24 protein-coding genes are annotated in these 20,677 nt (G+C 59.8%); 19 read left to right on the forward strand and 5 right to left on the reverse strand.

Going from position 1 to position 20,677, the window contains the following annotated elements; genetic code table 11:
• Positions 1-41 precede the first annotated feature (41 nt).
• The 11 genes from Q0677_RS07120 to Q0677_RS07170 all read left to right on the forward strand — a co-directional run bounded on the left by Q0677_RS07120 (position 42) and on the right by Q0677_RS07170 (position 8,638).
• Positions 42-500 (forward strand): methylated-DNA--[protein]-cysteine S-methyltransferase, encoded by a 459-nt coding sequence (locus tag Q0677_RS07120; protein ID WP_298907719.1) that lies wholly within the window; start codon positions 42-44, stop codon positions 498-500.
• A 61-nt stretch (positions 501-561) separates the two neighbouring features.
• Complete coding sequence (locus Q0677_RS07125; protein WP_298907721.1) at positions 562-1,488, forward strand: ABC transporter ATP-binding protein; 927 nt, start codon at positions 562-564, stop codon at positions 1,486-1,488.
• Positions 1,485-2,246, forward strand: coding sequence for an ABC transporter permease (locus Q0677_RS07130; protein WP_298907723.1), 762 nt, complete (start codon positions 1,485-1,487; stop codon positions 2,244-2,246). The genes Q0677_RS07125 and Q0677_RS07130 overlap by 4 nt, the downstream gene beginning before the upstream one ends.
• Positions 2,247-2,326: 80 nt before the next feature.
• Positions 2,327-3,124 carry a S49 family peptidase gene (locus Q0677_RS07135; RefSeq protein ID WP_298907726.1) on the forward strand — a complete coding sequence of 266 codons (798 nt, stop codon included), beginning with the start codon at positions 2,327-2,329 and terminating at the stop codon, positions 3,122-3,124.
• Positions 3,125-3,289, forward strand: a complete 165-nt coding sequence (locus tag Q0677_RS07140) for a hypothetical protein (protein WP_166636176.1) — start codon at positions 3,125-3,127, stop codon at positions 3,287-3,289.
• Positions 3,290-3,292: 3 nt separating this feature from the next.
• Positions 3,293-4,261 carry a calcium/sodium antiporter gene (locus tag Q0677_RS07145; RefSeq protein ID WP_298907730.1) on the forward strand — a complete coding sequence of 323 codons (969 nt, stop codon included), beginning with the start codon at positions 3,293-3,295 and terminating at the stop codon, positions 4,259-4,261.
• On the forward strand, positions 4,258-5,049 hold the full coding sequence (locus Q0677_RS07150) for an SDR family oxidoreductase (protein WP_298907733.1): 792 nt from the start codon (positions 4,258-4,260) through the stop codon (positions 5,047-5,049). Before Q0677_RS07145 ends, Q0677_RS07150 begins: the two co-directional genes overlap by 4 nt.
• Before the next feature lie 316 nt (positions 5,050-5,365).
• Complete coding sequence (gene uvrC, locus Q0677_RS07155; protein WP_298907736.1) at positions 5,366-7,249, forward strand: excinuclease ABC subunit UvrC; 1,884 nt, start codon at positions 5,366-5,368, stop codon at positions 7,247-7,249.
• An 18-nt stretch (positions 7,250-7,267) separates the two neighbouring features.
• A complete protein-coding gene (gene pgsA / locus Q0677_RS07160) occupies positions 7,268-7,942 on the forward strand; it encodes a CDP-diacylglycerol--glycerol-3-phosphate 3-phosphatidyltransferase (RefSeq protein ID WP_298907739.1) in 675 nt (224 codons plus the stop codon).
• Complete coding sequence (gene moaD, locus Q0677_RS07165; RefSeq protein ID WP_133484858.1) at positions 7,939-8,187, forward strand: molybdopterin converting factor subunit 1; 249 nt, start codon at positions 7,939-7,941, stop codon at positions 8,185-8,187. The genes pgsA and moaD overlap by 4 nt, the downstream gene beginning before the upstream one ends.
• Position 8,188: 1 nt before the next feature.
• Positions 8,189-8,638: a molybdenum cofactor biosynthesis protein MoaE gene (locus tag Q0677_RS07170; protein ID WP_298907744.1), complete on the forward strand. Its 450-nt coding sequence runs from the start codon at positions 8,189-8,191 to the stop codon at positions 8,636-8,638.
• Between the two features lie 37 nt (positions 8,639-8,675).
• On the opposite strand, the gene Q0677_RS07175 is transcribed toward Q0677_RS07170, so the two are convergent.
• The 4 genes from Q0677_RS07175 to fsa form a co-directional block, all read right to left on the reverse strand.
• The gene (locus tag Q0677_RS07175; protein WP_298907747.1) at positions 8,676-9,368 is read right to left on the reverse strand and encodes a CDP-alcohol phosphatidyltransferase family protein; all 693 of its coding nucleotides are present in this window, start codon (positions 9,366-9,368) and stop codon (positions 8,676-8,678) included.
• 53 nt (positions 9,369-9,421) lie between these two features.
• The gene (locus Q0677_RS07180; protein WP_298907750.1) at positions 9,422-10,357 is read right to left on the reverse strand and encodes a tyrosine recombinase XerC; all 936 of its coding nucleotides are present in this window, start codon (positions 10,355-10,357) and stop codon (positions 9,422-9,424) included.
• Entirely contained in the window at positions 10,354-11,061 is a 708-nt protein-coding gene (locus Q0677_RS07185; protein WP_298907753.1) for a DUF484 family protein, read from the reverse strand. Before Q0677_RS07185 ends, Q0677_RS07180 begins: the two co-directional genes overlap by 4 nt.
• Positions 11,062-11,195: 134 nt before the next feature.
• Positions 11,196-11,849 carry a fructose-6-phosphate aldolase gene (gene fsa / locus Q0677_RS07190; RefSeq protein WP_142852119.1) on the reverse strand — a complete coding sequence of 218 codons (654 nt, stop codon included), beginning with the start codon at positions 11,847-11,849 and terminating at the stop codon, positions 11,196-11,198.
• Positions 11,850-11,950: 101 nt separating this feature from the next.
• Here fsa and Q0677_RS07195 point away from each other — a divergent pair, with 101 nt between their 5' ends.
• Entirely contained in the window at positions 11,951-14,146 is a 2,196-nt protein-coding gene (locus tag Q0677_RS07195) for a primosomal protein N' (RefSeq protein WP_298907758.1), read from the forward strand.
• Between the two features lie 10 nt (positions 14,147-14,156).
• A complete protein-coding gene (locus Q0677_RS07200; protein ID WP_298907760.1) occupies positions 14,157-14,825 on the forward strand; it encodes a hypothetical protein in 669 nt (222 codons plus the stop codon).
• An 11-nt stretch (positions 14,826-14,836) separates the two neighbouring features.
• Here the strand turns inward: Q0677_RS07200 and Q0677_RS07205 are convergent, their stop codons facing one another.
• Positions 14,837-15,904, reverse strand: coding sequence for a YeeE/YedE family protein (locus Q0677_RS07205; protein ID WP_298907763.1), 1,068 nt, complete (start codon positions 15,902-15,904; stop codon positions 14,837-14,839).
• Between the two features lie 133 nt (positions 15,905-16,037).
• On the opposite strand from Q0677_RS07205, the gene Q0677_RS07210 reads away from it, so the two are divergent.
• The 6 genes from Q0677_RS07210 to Q0677_RS07235 all read left to right on the forward strand — a co-directional run bounded on the left by Q0677_RS07210 (position 16,038) and on the right by Q0677_RS07235 (position 20,602).
• Positions 16,038-17,273: an MFS transporter gene (locus Q0677_RS07210; protein ID WP_298907766.1), complete on the forward strand. Its 1,236-nt coding sequence runs from the start codon at positions 16,038-16,040 to the stop codon at positions 17,271-17,273.
• Positions 17,274-17,407: 134 nt separating this feature from the next.
• Positions 17,408-17,953: a YcxB family protein gene (locus Q0677_RS07215; RefSeq protein ID WP_298907768.1), complete on the forward strand. Its 546-nt coding sequence runs from the start codon at positions 17,408-17,410 to the stop codon at positions 17,951-17,953.
• Between the two features lie 52 nt (positions 17,954-18,005).
• Positions 18,006-18,875, forward strand: coding sequence for a 50S ribosomal protein L11 methyltransferase (locus Q0677_RS07220; RefSeq protein ID WP_298907773.1), 870 nt, complete (start codon positions 18,006-18,008; stop codon positions 18,873-18,875).
• 110 nt (positions 18,876-18,985) lie between these two features.
• The gene (locus tag Q0677_RS07225) at positions 18,986-19,333 is read left to right on the forward strand and encodes a hypothetical protein (RefSeq protein WP_298907775.1); all 348 of its coding nucleotides are present in this window, start codon (positions 18,986-18,988) and stop codon (positions 19,331-19,333) included.
• Between the two features lie 229 nt (positions 19,334-19,562).
• Positions 19,563-19,886 (forward strand): 2Fe-2S iron-sulfur cluster-binding protein, encoded by a 324-nt coding sequence (locus Q0677_RS07230; protein ID WP_282182455.1) that lies wholly within the window; start codon positions 19,563-19,565, stop codon positions 19,884-19,886.
• The gene (locus Q0677_RS07235) at positions 19,886-20,602 is read left to right on the forward strand and encodes a VCBS repeat-containing protein (protein ID WP_298907781.1); all 717 of its coding nucleotides are present in this window, start codon (positions 19,886-19,888) and stop codon (positions 20,600-20,602) included. Before Q0677_RS07230 ends, Q0677_RS07235 begins: the two co-directional genes overlap by 1 nt.
• The last annotated feature ends 75 nt before the right edge of the window (positions 20,603-20,677 follow it).

Raw genomic sequence — 20,677 nt, forward strand, 5'->3', positions numbered from 1 at the left:
AGCGGATTGCGGGGCGTGTTGGGTGCGGGCAGAGTGCAGCCATGAATATTGCGGTGGTGGATAGCCCGGTCGGGCGTTTGGGTGTTGTGGACGAGGGCGGGAGGATCACGCGACTGCGCTGGAATGTTGTTCCGGTCGGAGAGTTGACGCCGCTGTTGGCGGAGGCGCAAGCGCAGTTGCGCGCCTACTTTGACGGTAAGCTGACCGCGTTCGATTTGCCCACCCATGTCGAAGGCAGCGACTTTCAACGCACCGTCTGTGATGCGATGTCCGCGATCCCGTTTGGCGAGACGATGACCTATGGTGAGATTGCCAAGCTGACGGGCAACTCGGCGCAGGCGGTGGGGAATGCCTGCGGCGCGAACCCCATTCCGATCATCATCCCGTGCCATCGCGTGATGGGGGCGGGGAACAAGCTGGTTGGCTTCTCGGGCGCGGGCGGGGTCGAGACGAAAGTTCAGCTGTTGCGTCTTGAAGGAGCCGCTGGATTGCTTATCTGAGAAGTTCGGCCCAAAAGGGACGCCCAGACGATGGGCGCGGGGGCCAGACAAGGGGACAGCAATGGCGACAGTATTGAACGTCAAAGGCGTGACCAAGACCTATGAGGGTGGTCACCAAGCGCTGAAAGGCGTGAATCTTGAGATTGAAGAGGGCGAGATTCTGGCGCTGCTTGGGCCGAATGGCGCGGGTAAGACGACTTTGATTTCAATTATTTGCGGGATTTCGACGGCGTCCGCGGGCAGGATCACCGTGGGCGGCTATGACCATGCGCGTGACTATCGCGCAGCCCGCAACCTGATCGGACTGGTTCCTCAGGAAATTAATCTGGAACCGTTTGAGACCGTGATGAACTCGGTCCGGTTTTCGCGCGGTCTGTTTGGAAAGCCGCGTGACGATGGGCGGATCGAAGAGATCCTGAAGCTGCTTAGCCTGCATGACAAGAAAGACAACCGGATCATGACCCTGTCCGGTGGAATGAAGCGGCGCGTGCTGATTGCCAAGGCGCTGTGTCATGACCCGAAGATCCTGTTTCTGGATGAACCTACTGCCGGTGTGGACGTCGAACTGCGGAAAGATATGTGGGAGATTGTGGCCCGTCTTAAAGAGACCGGTGTGACCGTGATCCTGACCACCCACTATATCGAAGAAGCCGAGGCGATGGCGGACCGGATTGGGGTGATCTCCAAGGGGGAAATTCTGCTGGTCGAAGAGAAAGACGCGCTGATCAAGCGGCTTGGACAGAAAGAGCTGTTGATCGAGCTGGATGCGCCGATTGACGCGGTGCCAGAGGCGCTTTCGAGCTATCCGCTGACCGTCTCGGACGAGGGCGGCTTGATCTATGCCTATGATGCGCAGGCGGGCCACACCGGGATCACCGGGCTGTTGGCGGATCTGCGCGAGGCGGGGCTGCATCTGGCGGACTTGTCGACGCGCCAAAGCTCTTTGGAAGATATCTTCGTTGATCTGGTGAAGGAGGACGCGGCATGAACTGGAACGCCATCGCGGCCATCTATCGTTTCGAAATGGCACGTACTTTCCGCACGCTGGTGCAGTCGGTCATCTCGCCCGTGCTGTCGACGTCGCTTTACTTTATCGTCTTCGGCGCGGCCATCGGATCGCGCATTGATCAGGTCGAAGGCGTCAGCTATGGCGCGTTCATCGTGCCCGGTCTGATCATGTTGACGGTACTGACGCAGAGCACGTCGAACGCATCCTTCGGGATCTATTTCCCCAAGTTTATTGGCACAGTCTATGAACTGCTTTCGGCCCCGATTTCGTTCTACGAAATTGTCATCGGCTATGTCGGTGCGGCGGCAACGAAGGCGTTCATGATTGGGATAATCATCCTGATCACGGCGCATTTCTTCGTCGACCTGACCATCGCGCACCCGGTCTGGATGCTGCTCTTCCTTGTCCTCACTTGTATTAGCTTCGCGCTGCTGGGTTTCATCATCGGGATCTGGGCGGGCAATTTCGAGCAACTGCAACTGGTGCCCATGCTGGTGATCACGCCGCTGGTGTTCCTTGGCGGCTCGTTCTATTCGATCTCGATGCTGCCACCCGTGTGGCAGACGATCACGCTGTTCAACCCAGTGGTCTATCTGATCTCGGGCTTCCGCTGGGCGTTTTTCGGACAGGCGGATGTGGCTTTGGGTTGGTCGGTCGCGGCGATTGTCATCTTCATGGCGGCGTGCTTGTTCACCATAGGGTGGATCTTCCGCACCGGATATAAGCTGCGCTCTTGACGTGCGGGTATGCCACATATGGGAAAAAGCGTGATCGCCTCACCCTTGTTAGACGGGGGTGGGCCATCTAAATGTCAGCCATGATCGAACGTCTTCCTTTTGTGAAAAAGTCCCCCACGGTGGCTGTTGTGCGCCTGACGGGCATGATTGCCACGGGCACCCGTGGGCAGTTGAACGATGCGGCGATGGCCCCGGCGATTGAGCGCGCCTTTCGCAAAGGGAAGCCGTCTGCGGTGGCCCTTGTGATCAACTCGCCCGGCGGAAGCCCGGTGCAATCCAGCCTGATCGCTGCGCGCATTCGCCGTTTGGCCGCTGAAAAAGAGATCCCCGTTTATGCATTCGTCGAGGACGTTGCAGCCTCGGGCGGCTATTGGCTGGCGACGGCTGCGGACGAGATTTATGCTGACGAAAGCTCGATCCTTGGGTCGATCGGCGTGATCTCGGCCGGGTTCGGCCTGACCGGATTGATCGAGAAGATCGGGGTCGAGCGTCGCGTGCATACGGCCGGAAAATCGAAGTCGATGATGGACCCGTTCCAGCCCGAAAAACCCGAGGATGTGAAGCGGCTGAAAGCGCTGCAGGAAGACATCCACACCGCGTTCAAGGCACAGGTGGAAACGCGACGTGCGGGCAAGCTGCCCGAGGGCGAGGATCTGTTCACCGGGGACATCTGGCTGGGCCGAGCTGCCATCGAGAAAGGCTTGGCCGACGGGATTGGCCATCTGGTGCCCACCATGAAAGAGAAATACGGCGATAAGGTCCGCTTCCGCGTCTATGGCCCACGTCGTGGGCTGCTGGGGCGGTTTGGGATGCGCATGATCTCGGACACAATGCTGACCATCGAGGAGCGCGCGGAATACGCCCGTTTTGGTCTGTAAATGGTCATCAAGATTGTTGCCCTTTTTCTGGTTGCGATGGCTGTGCTGGCGATGTTTGGCAAGTTGCGCTATCCCGGCCAACAGCGTATCGAAGCGATGAAATGCCCCCGTTGCGGGCGCTATAAGCTGGGGAAATCCCCCTGTGACTGCAAGGGAAAGGGCTGAGCTTTGGATCTGATTTTTGCCTCGCTTGGCCTAGTGATCCTTTTGCTTGCGGGCGACAGCCTTGTGCGCGGGGCTGTGAACATGTCGCTGCGCCTTGGTGTGCCTGCGATGATCGTGTCTCTGACCATTGTGGCGTTCGGTACGTCCGCACCCGAGTTGTTGATTTCGGTCCAGTCGATCGCCGAAGGTGTCCCGGGTCTGGCGATGGGGAACGTGGTCGGATCGAACACCGCCAACATCCTGTTGGTTCTGGGTGTGCCGGCGCTGATGGCGGGGCTGTCCACCAAGACATGTGACAGCCGCAAAAGCTATCTGCAGATGATGGGCGCGACGCTGCTGTTCATCGTCTTGGCCCTCGGGGGCGAGTTTGCATGGCCGCAGGGCATCGCCTTGCTGGCCGCATTGGCCCTGATCCTTGGGTCCGCCTTCAAAGAGGCGATGCGCCATCGCTGTGCGGTTAAGGCCGGGCTGGAAGCGGAATGCGATGACGACGAAGATGTCGAGGGTGCCGACCCCGACATGCCTTGGTGGAAAGTCATCATGTTCCTGCTATTGGGCCTGATCGGTTTGCCCTTGGGCGCGGACCTTCTGGTGGATTCCTCGACCAACATCGCCCGCCATTATGGCGTCTCGGAAACCGTGATCGGCCTGACGCTGGTCGCGCTGGGCACCTCGCTGCCCGAGCTGGCCACCACCGTGATGGCCGCGCTGCGTCGGCAGGCGGATGTGGCCTTGGGCAACGTGATCGGCTCGAACATGTTCAACCTTCTGGCCATTATCGGTATCGCGTCGCTGGTCGGCCCGATCCCGGTTGAACCGGGCATCCTGAAGTTTGACCTATGGGTCATGCTGGGCGCGTCGCTTTTGCTGGCGCCGTTCGTCTTCTGGAAATGGCATATGGGCCGCGTCTGGGGCATCCTGTTGTCGGCGCTTTATATCGCCTATGTTCTGATCGTTTTGGGGCAAGCATGATGCAGGTGAAGCGCGCATTGGTGACCGGGGCAGGGGCGCGGCTTGGGCGCGCGATGGCGGTCGAACTTGCGCGTCATGGCTTTGATGTGGCTGTGCACTACAGCAGCTCGGCTGAAGGTGCCGCGCAGACCGTCGAGGCGGTCGAAGCACTGGGCCAACGCGCCGTCTCCATGCAGGCGGACTTCTTGAATCTGGACGAGGTGCAGGCGCTGGTGCCGCGCGCGGCGCACGCCTTAGGTGGCCCGCTGTCGGTGCTGGTGAACAACGCTTCCATATTTGAGTATGACCGCATCGGCACCGTCTCGTCGGACAATTGGGAGCGCCACATGGCGTCGAACCTGCGCGCGCCTTTGTTCCTGACTCAGGAATTCGCTGCACAAGCGCCGCAAGCCACGATGGACGACAATGGCGAGCAACTGGCTCAAGCGCTTGTCGTCAACATGCTGGACCAGCGCGTGCAGAAGCTGACGCCCGAGTTCATGACCTATTCGCTTGCCAAACACGGGCTATGGACGCTGACGCAAACTGCGGCACAGGCGTTGGCCCCACAGGTGCGGGTCAACGGGATTGCGCCGGGATCCACGATGATCGGCGCGCGCCAATCGCAAGACCACTTTGACGCGCAACGGGCTGGATCGATCCTGAAGCGTGGTCCGAACCCGGAAGACATCACGGCGGCTCTGACTTATCTACTGATGGCCCCCGCGGTGACCGGCCAAATGATCGCTGTGGATGGCGGTCAGCACCTTGGATGGCAGACCCCTGATGTCATTGGAAAACCCAGCTAATCCTGACCTTTCGGCGAGGCACACTAACCTGCCCTAGCGGAAGTTGTGCACCTGTGAAGTAGTCCCATGTTCAAACTTGTGGTTTTCGCAATGATTTCACGTGTTTACAGAAGGTTCATATTTCTTTCCTTGAAAAACAATGACTTACAGAGGTGCCTAAAAATTAGGCACACCAACGAAAGCGGTTATAAACAACGGAAAATCCCGCAAGACGACAACATGTCCTCAGACTTATCCACAGAAACTGTGGGAATGTTTTCTCTTGAACCGATGACGATAAGATTGCAGCGGGAAAAAGAATCAAGAAAGATGCCCCATGACGCGCGATAAGCAGGACACATCTGAGGTTGAGGCGCCGGTTCCAACCGGTCACGAGGTGATCCAGTCTTACCTGAAAACGCTTGATAACTCGCCCGGCGTGTATCGCATGCTCGATGCCAAGGGGCGGGTTCTGTATGTGGGCAAAGCGCGCAGTCTGAAAAAACGCGTGTCGAATTATGCCACGCCGACCGGGCATAGCGCGCGGATTGCGCGGATGATCAGTCAGACGGCCTCGATGATGTTCCTGACCACACGGACGGAAACCGAGGCGCTGTTGCTAGAGCAGAACCTGATCAAGCAGTTGAAGCCGCATTTCAACGTTTTGCTGCGGGACGACAAAAGCTTTCCGTATATTTGTGTGACGGATCACGAATTCCCTCGCATCAAAAAGCACCGCGGATCACGGAAGGGGAAAGGGCGGTTTTATGGGCCGTTTGCCTCGTCTGCGGCGGTCAATCGAACGTTGCAACATCTGCAACGCGTCTTCCTGCTTCGCAACTGCTCGGACAGTGATTTCTCCGGCCGGACGCGGCCTTGCTTGCAGTACCAGATCAAACGCTGTGCCGGGCCGTGCGTTGGTCGCATATCACAAGAGGCCTATCAGGATCTGATTAAGGATGCAGATGCGTTCCTGGCCGGGCGCAGTACCAATATTCAGGCCGGTTTGGCGAAAGAGATGCAAAAGGCGTCGGACGCGATGGAGTTTGAACGCGCGGCAGCCTTGCGCGATCGGATTGCCGCCCTGACGCAGGTGCAGCAGTCGCAAGGGATCAACCCACGCGGCGTGGCCGAGGCCGACGTGATCGCGCTGCATATGGAAGGTGGGCAGGCCTGTGTGCAGGTCTTCTTCATCCGCGCCCACCAAAACTGGGGCAACAGTGATTTCTATCCGCGCACCGGGGCTGGGGCGGGGCCGGGCGAGGTGCTGCAGGCCTTCGTCGGGCAGTTCTACGACCAGAAGGACCCTCCGCGTTTGATCCTGCTGTCGGACCCGCTGGACGAACAGGACCTGATGGCCGAAGCCCTGACCGAAAAGTTGGGGCGCAAGGTCGAGCTGTCGGTGCCTCTGCGCGGCGAGAAATCCGAGCTGGTCGCGGGCGCCCAACGCAATGCTCGCGAAAGCCTTGGCCGTAAGATGGCCGAGACAGCGACTCAGGCGAAACTGTTGGATGGCATGGCCGAGGCGTTCGATCTGGACGGCCCGCCCCACCGGATCGAGGTCTACGACAACTCGCATATCCAAGGGGCCCATGCGGTCGGCGCGATGATTGTCGCGGGGCCAGAAGGCTACATGAAAAGCCAGTACCGCAAGTTCAACATCAATGGCGATGATCTGACGCCGGGCGATGACTTCGGGATGATGAAAGAGGTCCTGACCCGCCGCTTCAAACGTCTGTTGAAAGAAGACCCCGACCGCGAGGGCGAAGGGTGGCCGGGGCTCTTGCTGATTGACGGCGGGGCCGGGCAGGTCAGCGCGGTATATGAGATCATGGAGGAGTTGGGCGTAACCGACATCCCGATGATCGGCGTGGCCAAGGGCGTGGATCGCGATCACGGCAAGGAAGAATTCCACCGCCGTGGTGCGCGTCCCTTTGCGCTAAAACGCAATGACCCGGTGCTCTATTTTGTTCAGCGGCTGCGGGACGAGGCGCACCGCTTTGCCATCGGCACACACCGCGCGAAACGCGCCAAAGCGATGGGTGCAACCCCGCTGGACGAGGTGCCGGGCGTCGGCGCCAGTCGCAAACGTGCGCTCTTGCAGCACTTCGGATCGGCCAAGGCGGTTAGCCGCGCGGGGCTGGACGATTTGAAAGCGGTGGACGGGATTTCAGAAACTCTTGCAGAAACCATCTATGGCTTCTTCCATGACAAGGTCTGACACGGTATTGAAAAGCTTATGAAATGGACCTTGCCTAATATCCTGACATTGTCGCGGCTGATTGCAGCCCCGGCCGTGGCAATCATGTTCCTGTATTTTGCCCGCCCTCTGGCGGATTGGCTGGCGTTGATCCTGTTCCTGTCAGCGGCGGCGACCGACTGGCTGGATGGCTATTTGGCGCGCAAATGGAAGCAGGAAAGCAAGATGGGCGCGATGCTGGATCCGATTGCCGACAAGGCGATGGTGGTGATCGCGCTGATGGTGATCGTGGGCTATTCTGACGTCTATTGGACCCCGTGGCTGGTGCTACCCGCCACGGTGATCCTGTTCCGCGAGGTCTTCGTCTCGGGCCTGCGCGAGTTCCTGGGCGACACCGCTGGCACGCTGAAAGTCACCAAGCTGGCCAAATGGAAAACCACCGCACAGATGGTCGCCATCGCGATTCTGTTCTCGCGTGGGATCTTCGAACACCATCTTGTGATGGGCTCGTTTGGTATGGACCAAGCCATGTTCGATCAGATCATGCTGGGCGAGGTCGAGGACGTGAACGGCCTACGTGGCTACTACAACGGGATGATCTGGTCAGGACGTGTTGGGCTTGTTCTGTTGTGGATTGCAGGTCTGCTAACGGTCATCACTGGCTGGGATTACTTCCGCAAAGCGCTGCCCCATTTGAAAGAGGATGACGCATGATCGACGTGATGTATTTCGCTTGGGTCCGCGAACGGATCGGCGAGCCGCGCGAGCGGGTCGAGACCTCGGCCGCGACGGTGGCTGAACTGGTCGACGAATTGCGCGCCCGCGAACCGCGCTATGCGGCGGCGTTTGAAGACCTCTCGGCGTTGCGTGTTGCCTTGGATCAGGAACTCTCGGACTTCGATGCCTCGCTTGAGGGCGTGCGCGAGGTGGCGTTCTTCCCTCCGATGACGGGCGGCTAAGATGAAGGTCCGCGTTCAAACTGAAGCTTTCGATCAAGGTGCCGAGCTGTCCGGCTTTGCCCAAGGGCGCAGCGATCTGGGCGCGGTGGTCAGCTTTACCGGTATCGTGCGCGACGAAGCAGGTACGCTCGACCGGATGGAGATCGAGCACTATCCCGGCATGACCGAGAAGGCGATTGGAGCCATCGTGGAGGAAGCCACGCGTCGCTGGTCACTGGCAGATTGTCTGGTGATCCACCGCCACGGGCCGCTTCGGCCCGGGGATCAGATCATGATGGTGGCGACGGCCTCGGCCCACCGCGTGGCGGCGTTTGAGGCGGCAGAGTTTCTGATGGACTATCTGAAGTCCCGCGCGCCCTTCTGGAAGAAAGAAATCACCAAGGATGGCAGTACCGATTGGGTGGATGCCAAGGTGAATGACGAGGACGCTCTAAAACGTTGGGAAGAGTGAAACCTGTTTCGCGCCTGTCAGAGTATTGCCGTGGCGCTTAGGCTTTTTCAGGAATGATCTGCTGCGCGATCCCGGCGCCCAGCAGATAGATCGACGTCACAACCAACCCCCAATGCGCCCAGCTTTCCGGGTGGAAATCGACCCAGGCGGCCCAGCCTGCAAATCCCGTCCACGCTAAGGCCATCGGTAGGCTGACCGGGCGCCAGCGCTCGGTGCGGACCGGGTGAATGAACTTCAGGGGCAAGAACATGGCAACCGCGATGGCGGTGACCAGCGCGGTCATGACCCAGAAATTCGGCTCGGTCGCGAAAAGCACCAGAATGACCATGTTCCAGCAGCCGGGGAAGCCGGAAAAGCTGTTATCTTTGGTCTTCATCCGCGTATCTGCGAAGTAGACGACGCTGGTGAAAGTGATCACGATGATCGCAAACCAGCCGGTCCAGCCGGGCATCAGGCCCGATTTGAACAGCGCATAAGCCGGGATGAACACATAGGTCAGATAGTCGATGATCAGGTCCATCAACACGCCGTCATATTGCGGCGCGTTGACCTTGACCTGATAGCGGCGGGCCAGCGGGCCGTCGATGCCGTCTACGATGAAAGCGACCACCAGCCACAGGAACATCAGCCCCCATTTCTCGTCTACGGCGGCGAGCATTGCCAGCATGGCAAAGACGGCTCCGGTTGCGGTCAGCAGATGGACGAGCAGGGCTTTGGTCTGAATGTTCATCCGCGCTTTGTGCCGGAAAATCGCATTGGTGGAAAGCGAAAACCTGTGGCGCGTCAGGCGCGAGGGTGGGCGGCGTTATAGACTTCGACCAGCTTTGATGCGTCCAGCGCTGTATAGCCCTGCGTTGTGGACAGGCTGGCATGGCCCAAAAGCTCTTGAATGGCGCGCAGATCCCCGCCCGAGGCCAGAAGATGCGTGGCAAAGCTGTGGCGCAAAGCGTGAGGTGTGGCCGTGGCGGGCAGGCCCAGTTGCAGGCGTACCTGCTGCATCATTTTCTGTACCTGTCGCGCCCCCAGCGCCCCGCCACGCACGCCGCGAAACAGTGGAAGGTCCGGGGCTTCGGGATGGGGGCAGAGGGTGCGATACGCCTCGACCGCGTCGCGGGCGGCGGGCAGGACGGGCACCAACCGTTCCTTGTTGCCTTTACCGCGAATGCGCAGCACCTCGCCCAGCGGGGCATCGGCGCAGGTCAGGCCAAGCGCTTCCGAGATACGTAAGCCGCAGCCATACAGCAGCGTCACCACCGCCAGATCCCGCGCGCCGACCCAGTCGTGGCGCGATTGCAGCGGGGCCATGTCCCGTACGGCCTGTGCCGCATCGGGCGACAGCGGACGTGGGAGTTTCTTGGCGAATTTCGGGCTGCGGGTGGACAGGACGGCGGTGGCGTCAAATCCATCTTGTTCGCTGAGCCAACTGTAAAAGCTTTTCACCGCCGACAGCGCCCGCGCCAAACTGCGCGTGCCAATGCCGCGCGCGCGCTCGGATGCCATCCACGCCCGCATATCGCTGATCGTCACACGGGCCAGCGCACCGCGTCCGGCCTCGCCACCCAGATGGGTGGCCATGAAGCCCAGAAATCCGCCAATGTCGGCCTGATAGGCTTTGATCGTGTTCTCGGACGCCGCATCCAGCGCGCGTTTGTGGTCCAGAAATAACGCGAGTGCGTCCCGCGTTCCGGGGGGAATGCTAAGAGATCCCTCGCGGCTCATGACAGCCAGCGGCGCATCGCGCGCTCAAAGACGCCCCCGAAGAATTCCAGCAGGTCCGTGCCTTGCCCGGGGCGGAACTGGGACAGGTCCTCGGCCCCTAAAACCAGCATGCCGGGCAGCCGCCCTTCGCCAAGGTCCAGAACGATGCAGGCCTCGGACCGGATCCAGAAGCTGCAGTCGCCATAGATGTCGGGGTCTTTTTCGTGCATCTGGCGCAGGAAAACAGTGCGCCGATCCGGGCCAGCGGCTTGTCCCAGATACTCGTCGATAAACCCGGCAGGAAGTGTCGAGATCACGGATCCGAGGCGATCAAGCGCCGCCTCTTTGGTGTCCTGCTCGGTTTCCAGCACAAGACGAATGCAGTCGATTTTCAGGGTCTCGGTGACCTCGCCGTCCAGATCCTTCATGAAGGCGGCAAAATCGGTCGGGTCCAGCATGCGCAGAACGGCACGATGGATCAGCGCCACGCCCGAGACATTCTCATACGCCGCAGCCACAACGGATCGGTGCGTGTCCTCCAGCTTGTCCAGCCGGGTGCTTAATCTGTCCATAGCGGCGCCACGCAGATCGACGATATTCGTCCCCATCTGACGTTCATGCGCATTGACCAAGGCGTTCATGATATCTTGGTCGTTCAAAATAGTCTCGGGCTGCGCGATCAGGTGTGCGCGCAGATCGTCATCCAGTGCCGGGATACTGCTCATGGCTGCCTCGATGTTTTTTGTCGTTTTCGAGATGCTACACCAAGCAGGCGGGGGATGTCCAAAAAACGGGCACGGGCCTGAAATAGAAAAGGGGGCCGTGGCCCCCTCGTCACATGCTTTTATGCAAGATCGGCTTACAGAATCTTGATGTCAGCAGCTTTGATGTCGGCCAAGAACGCATCCAGACCATTGTCGGTCAGAACGTGCTTCGCCATGGCTTGAATGACCGAGGGCGGTGCCGTGGCGACGTCCGCGCCAACCAGTGCGGCGTCTTTCATGTGGTTCACGTTGCGGATCGAGGCGGCCAGGATCTGCGTGTCGAACATGTAGTTGTCATAGATGGTGCGGATGTCTTCGATCAGCTCCATGCCGTCCAGGTTGATGTCGTCCAGACGACCGATGAAGGGCGAGATGAAGGTCGCGCCGGCTTTGGCTGCCAGCAACGCTTGGTTGGCCGAGAAGCAGAGCGTTACGTTTACCATAGTGCCTTCGTCCGACAGGGTCTTACAGGCTTTCAACCCATCCCAAGTCAGTGGAACTTTCACCGCGATGTTGTCGGCGATCTTGGCCAACTTGCGGCCTTCGGCGATCATGGTATCGGCGTCGATTGCAGTGACTTCTGCGGAGACGGGGCCGTCTACGATGTCACAGATCTCTTTCGTGACGTCGATGATGTCGCGGCCCGACTTTTTGATGATCGAAGGGTTGGTGGTCACACCGTCCACCATGCCAAGGTCGTTCAGTTCCTTGATGGCGTCGATGTCGGCGGTATCTGCAAAGAATTTCATGTGCGCGTATCCTGCGGAAGTTTGCGTTTGCGCTCTCTTACCCCATGGGCGCGCGGGCAGAAAGCCCCTATGGTGTGCCTGATGACGGGGAATCTGGCCTTATGAGTGATATCGAGCAGTTTCCGGCAGGCGCAAGGGTCGGCGTTCTGACCGCCCAGCCGCTGGACCGAATCCTGACATATCGCGCGCCCGAAGGGGGCTGCGTGCAAGGCGACTATGTTGAGGTGCCGCTTGGGCCGCGCAAAGTGCTGGGCGTCGTTTGGGGTCCGGGCGAGGGGGGCTTTGACGCCTCGAAACTGCGGGCGGTAATCCGGGTGCTCGACGTGGCGCCGATGCGATCCGAAATGGCCGAGTTCCTGACCCGCGTGGGCGACTATACCCTGACGCCGATGGCGCAGATGCTGCGTCTGGCGACCCGTGCGCCGGGGCTGTCCGATCCGCCCTCGATGCGGAAGGTGTTGAAGGCGTCGGGGCACCGCCCCAACCGCCTGACTGATGCGCGCGCCAAAGTGATGGATGTGCTGATGGACCAGCCGGGTGTTGGGTTCACGCAGAAGGAACTAGCCGATCTGGCAGGAGTCAGTGGATCCGTGGTGAAGGGCCTTGTGAAGCTGGGTGCGATCCGGGAGGAAGACACGCCGCGTGACATGCCCTATCCGCGGCTTGATCCAGCGCTGCCCGGTAAGGAACTGACCGAGGATCAGGCTGTCGCCGCCAAGCAACTCACCGACGGTGTACGCTCTGGCCGCTATGGCACCACGCTTCTGCGCGGTGTCACCGGCGCGGGCAAGACTGAGGTCTATCTGGAAGCCGTCGCCGCCTGCCTGCGCAAGGGCCGTCAGGCGCTGGTGCTCTTGCCCGAGATCGCCCTGACCGCCGAGTTCCTGAAGCGGGTCGAGGAACGCTTTGGCGCCCGCCCCGCCGAATGGCATTCCGGCGTCACCATGACTGAACGCCGCCGCTGCTGGCGCATGGTCGGGCAGGGCGAGGCGCAACTGGTTGTCGGCGCCCGCTCTGCGCTCTATCTGCCGTTCCGCGATCTTGGGTTGGTGATCGTCGACGAAGAACATGACAGTTCGTACAAGCAAGAAGACGGGGTGCTGTATTCGGCACGTGACATGGCGGTGATGCGGGCGTCCATTTGTGACGCGCAGGTGGTGCTGGCGTCCGCGACGCCGTCACTGGAAACGTGGGCAAACTGCGAAGCTGGGAAGTACAAACGGATCGAACTTACCAGCCGCTACGGCCCCGCCGTGATGCCCGAGATGCGTGCGATTGACATGCGGCAGGAAGACCTTCCCGCGCAAAGCTGGATCTCGCCCACGCTGAAAGCCGCTGTGCGGTTGCGCATTGCGCGTGGCGAACAATCGCTTCTGTTCATCAACCGCCGCGGCTATGCGCCCGTCACCATCTGCCGCGCTTGCGGGCACCAGATCGGCTGCGATCATTGCGACGCGCGGATGGTCGAACACCGCTTCCAAAAACGTCTTGTCTGCCATCAATGCGGCGAGACGAAGCCGATGCCGGACGCCTGCCCGGAATGCGAGGTCGAGGGCAAGCTGGCCCCCGTTGGCCCCGGCGTTGAACGTCTGGCCGAGGAGGTCACCGCCGCTTTTCCCGACGCCCGCATCGCCGTGCTGTCGTCCGACCTGTTCGGGTCGGCGCGTGCGCTGAAAGAACAGATCGAACTGATCGCCGAAGGTGGTGCCGACATCATCATCGGCACGCAATTGGTCGCCAAGGGTCACAATTTCCCGAAGCTGACGCTGGTGGGCGTGATCGACGCGGATCTGGGCCTGCAAGGGTCTGACCTGCGCGCCGCCGAACGCACCTTCCAATTGATCCGACAGGTCGCGGGACGGGCAGGGCGGGCAGAGACACCGGGCGTCGCGCTTCTGCAAACCTTCCAGCCCGAGCATCCCGTGATCCGCGCCATCTTGGCAGGCAAGGAAGAGCAGTTCTGGAAAGCCGAGGCCAGCGAACGCCAAGCCGCGGGCGTGCCCCCGTATGGGCGTCTGGCGGGCATCGTCCTGTCCTCGCCCGATATCCAAGCCGTGTTCGATCTGGGCGCGGAAATGGCCCGCCGGTCCGAGCCTCTGACCCAAATCGGCGCGCAACTGTTCGGCCCCGCCCCAGCCCCCATCGCCCGCGTCCGAGGCCGACATCGCGTGCGCCTGCTGGTCAAAGCCGAGAAAACCGCCCCCATTCAAGCTGCCCTAAAACGCTGGTTGGCGCAGTTCCAAATCAAAGGGGAAATGCGGGTGTCGGTGGATATCGATCCGCAGAGTTTTTATTAGACTAGTGAGTTTGAGCAAAATGAATTCAAAAATACCAGATGAATTGATGGTGCTGTCGCAAGCGCTAAACTTGGCGGTCACGGAGTCGAATCGTAGCTGGCTCGCTGCAGCGACCCTAACGATCGTTGCGCTATGTGCTAGTTCAGAGGTTTCTGGCGGACTTGGACTTCAAAATAGCTTTTCTGGCCCAAACTTTTTTGTTGCCTTAACACTAGCCTTAGCGGCTGTTAATTGGCGTTTGTGTGTTGTGCATGCTAATCTTCAAGAAACGTTCCTCTGTTTTCATCGCTTTCTCTCCGATATTTGCGCAGACAAAATACTGATCTCAAATTCGGTCTCACTGAAAGACTTAGCACACCGAACGATTTCTTCAGCATACAGTCGCGTGTTTCCTGTTTTGTTTGCTATCGAAGATGCGAAAAAACGAGAATCAATTATGAACTTTGCGAAGCCACTTGCGGAGATGGTTTACCTAGGGACGCCATTAGTTGGAATGAGTGTTGGCGTGATCCGCGTTTTTGTGGAGCTGAAACAATCTGAACCCGGTTTTTATCTCAAACTCTTAATTGGTTTCGTAGTTGTCGTTGTTCTACTGCAAGTTCTGCTTTCATTGCTAACAATAGCAAGTGCCAGACGCGTAAGACAAAAACTTACTTCATTGATGCTTAACCCTAATTAGCGTTGGGGTCTTCACTCCGCCGCCACCCCAACAGCCCCGCGTTGATCCACCAGCGCATCTGTGATCATCGCGCCGATCCACATGCACAGAAGGGCAAGCCATGCGGTGCCGACGAAGATGGAGCCTCCGGTGACGCCAGCGCCGATCGCGCAGCCACCGGCCAGCATCGCGCCGAAGCCCATCAGGACCGCACCAGTCATCGAGCGGCGCATGTTGGCTTCGCCCTCGAACCCTTGGAACTTGAACTCGCCTGTTAACCAGCTGGCGACGAAGGCCCCGATGACGACGCCCGGCACAAGGCCCACGTCGAATTCCAGCACCGGGTCCGAGACGAGGAAGAACATCAGCGTGTTGGCGGACGGGCCCGAGAAGGTGGCCGAGGTGACGGACACAGGCTCGAACGCGGCAAGGGACAGTTGATAGGTCAGCACCCAGCCAAGGGCGACAGCAAACCCAACGCCCGAGCCGAAGATCAGGCGGCGCGGGCCGAGGCCTGCTTTGCGGGCGATCACGATGGCCAGAACGGCGGTCATCAGCCCCAGCGCAAGGCCGGACCAATCGGGCAGGCCTGCTAGGTTCAGAAGATTCACGTTCACGCCGCCCTCGGTCATCCATAGGCGGGCGAGGGTGTCGCGGGTGGGGGCGAGCCAGCCGTGCAAGCTCATCTGTGCGACCACGGCGAAGATCAGGCCCGAGACGACCGAGCGCAGGTTGCCCGTCGCTGCCAAAACCAGAAGTCGCCCAGAGCAGCCGCGTGCCAACACCATGCCGACCCCGAACAACAGCCCGCCGATGATCGCGCCTGACCAACTGCCGGTGACGGCCATCATCCGTGCGTCCTCGGTCCGCATTAGACCCAGAAGATTTGCACCCTGAACCCAGACCAAAGCGGTCGAGAAGGTCAGAAGCCACACCGCGACCGAGGCGTCCATCATCCGCCGTGCAAACTCGACCGCGGCGGCGCGCAGGCAAAAGCGCGAGCGCTGGGCCGACACGCCGAAGACGATGCCAGTGATCAGGCCGAACAGGGCGGCGGTCGGGTTCTCTCCGATGCGGTCGATCAGGGGGACGATGTCCATGGGGGCCTCCTTCAAGTTGGCGCAGTTTTAACGTCGTGACCGCGCGCCACCTTGATCTGAGTCAGAAACGCATATGCATGCGTGAATGCGTTTAGCGCTCGCCAAACTGGGAATTCAGGCGTAAGGCAGGCGGATGAGACACCAGATCCTGACCCTTGATGACGCCCGCGCGCTGCCGTTCTGGCGTCGCCCCATCTTCCTGCTGATGCTGATGGCAGCCGGGATGCCGATTGCGTTCTTCACCTGGTCGGCGCTGCTAAATAACTTCGTGATCGAGGCCGCGGACTTCACCGGGGTCGAGATCGGCTGGCTGCACACGGTGCGCGAAATTCCGGGCTTCTTGGCCATTGGCGTCATAGCCCTGTTGATGCTGTTTCGCGAACAGGTTCTGGGTGTCGTGTCGCTGGGCCTGCTGGGCGCAGCCACGGCGATCACCGCGTGGTTTCCCAGCTTTGGTGGGATCCTGACCGTCACCATGCTCAGCTCGATCGGGTTTCACTATTTCGAGACAGTGAACCAATCGCTTCAGCTGCAATGGATCGACAAGAAGAAAGCGCCGCAGATGCTGGGCTGGATCATGTCCATTGGGTCGGCGGCTGCGCTGGTCAGCTATGGCCTTTTGGTGCTGACGTGGAAGACCTTCGACCTGAGCTACAACCTTGTCTACATGATCGCGGGCGGCACCACGCTGGCCATCGCGATCTTCGCCTATTTCGCCTATCCACAGTTCGAAAGCCCCGAGCCGCAGCTGAAGCAATTCGTGCTGCGCCGCCGGTATTGGCTGTACTACGCGCTGCAGTTCATGGCGGGCGCACGCCGTCAGATTTTCGTGGTCTTCGCCGCCTTCATGATGGTCGAGCGTTTCGGCTTCGAGGTGCACGAGGTCACGGCGCTGTTCCTGATCAACTATATCGCCAACATCTTCTTCGCCCCCTTGATGGGCAAGGCCGTGTCCATTTGGGGCGAACGCCGCGCGCTGGCGTTTGAGTATGTGGGCCTGATCGGCGTGTTCCTAGCCTATGGCGGGATCTACTATTTCGGCTGGGGTGTGGTTCTGGCGGCCGCGCTTTATGTGCTGGACCACCTGTTCTTCGCGCTGGCCTTTGCGCTGAAAACCTATTTCCAGAAGATTTCCGATCCGCAGGATATTGCCCCCACCGCAGCGGTCGCCTTCACCATCAACCACATCGCGGCGGTCTTCTTGCCGGCGCTGCTTGGGTATCTCTGGGTGGTGTCGCCGGGGGCTGTGTTCGGGCTGGCGGCGGCCATGGCATGCGTGTCGCTGGGCTTGGCCCTGCTGATCCCGCGCCATCCGGAAAAAGGCAATGAAACGATCCTGACCCATATGCGGGCACGCGCCCACGGATAAGCGGGAAGCTGCGCGCGCAAAAAAAAGGTCGGAGTTTCCTTACTCGCCGGATCATCTGCAATCTGACAGACTACACGCGTTCGCGTTAAGGTGGACGATTGTTCTGTATTCTGTGTTTATTCAAGAGATCCGATTTGAGCACCAATCTAGAGTTCTATTCGCGCTTTGACGCGATCGACATCGACTATGCCCTGCGTGCTCTTTCCGCTAAACGGCGGCGGCGCGCAGAGGGATGGGGGCGGCAGGTCCGAACAACCATCCTGATCGCCGCCTTCGTTGGTGTCTCGGCTATTGTTGCGTTTGCCAGTGATGCCAGCATGTGGACCTTTCTGTCCTTCATGCTGCTGATGGGGGCGGGGCTGCTGGTTATCCGGCATAGCCGGAACTCCTATATCAAAACACTCAGTCGGTCGCGGATGCGCGAAGGGGTGGCGCGGATCGTGCTGTCTCCGCTGGGGATGCGGATCACGCATCCGGGCTATGAGGTGCTGATTTCGTGGAGCCATATGGAAGGCGTGCTTGTCACCGATCAGGGATTGCTGTTGCTGATCGACGCCTATGACTATTGCCCGATCGAAAAATCCGCCTTCAACAGTGATGCCCACGTGAAAGAGGTCGCGGCCCAGATCGCAGCATGGCGCAGCGCCACAGACACCGACGCGCCCCTGCCAGATGCTTGACCCGCCCAAAGCAGGGCGCTAGGGCACAGGGGCTTGTTGGAAAGGACACACCATGCCCACCTGGACCGCTTTGACCACCGTAGACGGACAAGATGATGCCGAAGCCCTTGGGGCTGCGATGGAAAACCTTGTGCCCGAACCCACGGGTGTCGGCGTGTTCGAGGTCGAAGATGACAGCGGCATCTGGGAAGTGGGCGGTTATTTCGTCGAAGAACCCGATGCGGCAGGGCTTGCGCTGCTGGCCTCGATGCATGGCGCCAAGGATTTCAGCGTATCGGAATTGCCCGAGGTCGACTGGGTCGCCCATGTGAAGCGCGAGCTTGCCCCGGTCGAGGCAGGTCGTTTCTTCGTCTATGGCAGCCACGATGCCGCGTCTTTGCCAGAGGACAAGATCGGGCTGCTGATTGACGCGGCGATGGCTTTTGGCACCGGGCATCACGGCACCACGCTGGGCTGCCTGCGGGCGCTGGACCATCTGGCGCAAGACGGCTTTGTGGGCGAAAATGTGGCGGATATCGGCTGTGGTACGGCTGTTCTGGCCATGGCCGCTGCCAAGATTTGGCCAAATCCCGTGATTGCCAGCGACATCGACGAGGTCGCCGTGGACGTGGCCCGCGCCAATGTCGCCGCCAATGCGCTTGAGGATCGCGTGGCGTGCGTCGAAGCCGCCGGGTTCGGTGCGACGGAAATTGCAGCCAAGGCGCCGTTCGACCTAGTATTTGCCAACATCCTGAAGGGACCGCTGATCGGATTGGCTCCGGAAATGGGGCGGAATATTGGCGAAAATGGCTATGCGATTCTGTCGGGCATTCTGAACCCTCAGGCCGAGGATGTGCTTGAAAGTTATCAGCAAAACGGGTTCGATTTGGTCAAACGCGATGAAATCGGGGATTGGACCACGTTGATATTGCAGAGAAAATGATGAAATTGTGGCGGGAAACAAAGGGTTTCCTAGTATTTGCCACAAAATTGCTTTATTCTGACATCGTTGCCTAACTTCAATTTTGGCTTTCGACTAGGGGAAAGTTGACCATGGCCGATGCACAAGTAAGAGATTTTGAAAAACGCGTACGGCAAATTGATCGCCGTCATAACAAATTGGCTCGGGGCTATGTCCACTTGGTGGAACGCGACGGGCTTTTGGTTCCAGAGGAAGCAAGCTTCAAACGTCGTAGTTTTCCATTGCGTGCGATTATGTTCGTCCTGATTGGATTTATCCTGTTCAAAGGGATTATTGTCAGTCAGGTCGGGATATCCAGCTATTCAGAGCGGCTTGAAAGCCTCGCCGAAGGCGGTGCCGTCGAACAAGCTGGCGCATGGCTGATGCAGATTGATCCGTTCACGCTTGCCGTGGCCGAACTCATCGCGAGCCTTTTCTGAACAACACCTGTTGTTCCGTCTATTTTGACAGAAAACCCATCCGGTTCGCACTGGGTGGGTTTTCGTGCCGCGCGCCTCATTTCGCGTTTGTGAAGTCCATGCGACATTTTTCGCCGCTTTTAGGCTCGAAATAGCGCGATATCGTTGCTATCTGGTCTGTCGAACGAAATGACCGTAGCCCGTGCGCCCCTCAGACCGCACGCGACACGCCAGAGAACGGAGAGGCCACATGGCGAAGATCACCTATATCGAGCACAACGGAACCGAGCATGTCGTGGACGTTGCCCCCGGCCTGACCGTGATGGAAGGCGCGCGCGACAACAACATCCCCGGCATCGAAGCCGATTGTGGTGGCGCCTGTGCCTGCTCGACGTGCCATGTCTATGTGGACAACGCCTGGATCGAAAAGATCCCCGCGAAGGACGCGATGGAAGAAGACATGCTGGACTTCGCGTTTGAACCTGATGCAGCCCGCTCGCGCCTGACCTGCCAGATCAAAGTGACCGATGATCTGGACGGTCTGGTCGTACACATGCCCGAAAAACAGATCTGATGCGCGGCCTCACAGCCGCATTTCTATCCCTGTGTCTGGCCGCCCCCGCGGCGGCCGACATTTCCGCAGCGCGCTACGCCGAACCAACGGATCGCTATGGGCACGGCGCCGTGCCGGGCGGAGAATACGGCGCGCTCGAGGTCACCTTGCGCGACGGCACCCGCCTTCTGGCGCGCGTGACCGGGGGTGTCTTCGAAGACACTGCCCCCCGCCTGCATGATTTCGACGGGGATGGCACGCCCGAGGTCGTCACCGTCTTCAGTGGTGACACAACCGGAGCGATGATCCGCATCTTTGGGCTGCAGGACGGCACGCTGACTGCTCTGGGCAACAACGCCCCCATCGGCACCCGCCACCGTTGGCTGGCCGTGGCCGGGATTGCCGATTTCAACGGCGACGGGCTGGACGAGATCGCCTATGTCGACCGCCCGCACCTTGCCCGCCGCTTGCGGCTGGTGACAGTGGATGCGTCACAATCGTCACTGACTTTCAAAGAAATCGCCTCGGTCGGCGGACTGACCAACCACAAATATGGCAGCCCCGACATCGAAGGCGGCGTGCGTATCTGTCCCGACCAACCGCCAGTGGTTGTCACCGCCAGCGCCAATTGGTCCCGAGTCATGGAAGCGCGCTTGGTGGACGGCGAATTTCAGATCGCCCCAATCGGTAAATACACCGATCCAAGCAGCCTCGCCGCAGCGCTAAGCTGCGACTGACCTCATTTTCTTGTCAAAAATACCTTGGGGGAACGTGTCCCCAATAGGGGACGCGTGGGGGCAAAGCCCCTCAGG

Source organism: uncultured Aliiroseovarius sp., from assembly GCF_947492455.1.
In the GTDB taxonomy this organism is placed as follows: Bacteria; Pseudomonadota; Alphaproteobacteria; order Rhodobacterales; family Rhodobacteraceae; genus Aliiroseovarius.

Excerpts from the sequence above, each read along its gene's own strand:
- Q0677_RS07120 (WP_298907719.1), top strand. The coding sequence starts at position 42 with ATGAATATTGCGGTGGTGGATAGCCCGGTCGGGCGTTTGGGTGTTGTG.
- Q0677_RS07125 (WP_298907721.1), top strand. The coding sequence starts at position 562 with ATGGCGACAGTATTGAACGTCAAAGGCGTGACCAAGACCTATGAGGGT.
- Q0677_RS07130 (WP_298907723.1), top strand. The coding sequence starts at position 1,485 with ATGAACTGGAACGCCATCGCGGCCATCTATCGTTTCGAAATGGCACGT.
- Q0677_RS07135 (WP_298907726.1), top strand. The coding sequence starts at position 2,327 with ATGATCGAACGTCTTCCTTTTGTGAAAAAGTCCCCCACGGTGGCTGTT.
- Q0677_RS07140 (WP_166636176.1), top strand. The coding sequence starts at position 3,125 with ATGGTCATCAAGATTGTTGCCCTTTTTCTGGTTGCGATGGCTGTGCTG.
- Q0677_RS07150 (WP_298907733.1), top strand. The coding sequence starts at position 4,258 with ATGATGCAGGTGAAGCGCGCATTGGTGACCGGGGCAGGGGCGCGGCTT.
- uvrC (WP_298907736.1), top strand. The coding sequence starts at position 5,366 with ATGACGCGCGATAAGCAGGACACATCTGAGGTTGAGGCGCCGGTTCCA.
- pgsA (WP_298907739.1), top strand. The coding sequence starts at position 7,268 with ATGAAATGGACCTTGCCTAATATCCTGACATTGTCGCGGCTGATTGCA.
- moaD (WP_133484858.1), top strand. The coding sequence starts at position 7,939 with ATGATCGACGTGATGTATTTCGCTTGGGTCCGCGAACGGATCGGCGAG.
- Q0677_RS07170 (WP_298907744.1), top strand. The coding sequence starts at position 8,189 with ATGAAGGTCCGCGTTCAAACTGAAGCTTTCGATCAAGGTGCCGAGCTG.
- Q0677_RS07175 (WP_298907747.1), bottom strand. The coding sequence starts at position 9,368 with ATGAACATTCAGACCAAAGCCCTGCTCGTCCATCTGCTGACCGCAACC.
- Q0677_RS07180 (WP_298907750.1), bottom strand. The coding sequence starts at position 10,357 with ATGAGCCGCGAGGGATCTCTTAGCATTCCCCCCGGAACGCGGGACGCA.
- Q0677_RS07185 (WP_298907753.1), bottom strand. The coding sequence starts at position 11,061 with ATGAGCAGTATCCCGGCACTGGATGACGATCTGCGCGCACACCTGATC.
- fsa (WP_142852119.1), bottom strand. The coding sequence starts at position 11,849 with ATGAAATTCTTTGCAGATACCGCCGACATCGACGCCATCAAGGAACTG.
- Q0677_RS07195 (WP_298907758.1), top strand. The coding sequence starts at position 11,951 with ATGAGTGATATCGAGCAGTTTCCGGCAGGCGCAAGGGTCGGCGTTCTG.
- Q0677_RS07205 (WP_298907763.1), bottom strand. The coding sequence starts at position 15,904 with ATGGACATCGTCCCCCTGATCGACCGCATCGGAGAGAACCCGACCGCC.
- Q0677_RS07210 (WP_298907766.1), top strand. The coding sequence starts at position 16,038 with ATGAGACACCAGATCCTGACCCTTGATGACGCCCGCGCGCTGCCGTTC.
- Q0677_RS07220 (WP_298907773.1), top strand. The coding sequence starts at position 18,006 with ATGCCCACCTGGACCGCTTTGACCACCGTAGACGGACAAGATGATGCC.
- Q0677_RS07225 (WP_298907775.1), top strand. The coding sequence starts at position 18,986 with ATGGCCGATGCACAAGTAAGAGATTTTGAAAAACGCGTACGGCAAATT.
- Q0677_RS07230 (WP_282182455.1), top strand. The coding sequence starts at position 19,563 with ATGGCGAAGATCACCTATATCGAGCACAACGGAACCGAGCATGTCGTG.
- Q0677_RS07235 (WP_298907781.1), top strand. The coding sequence starts at position 19,886 with ATGCGCGGCCTCACAGCCGCATTTCTATCCCTGTGTCTGGCCGCCCCC.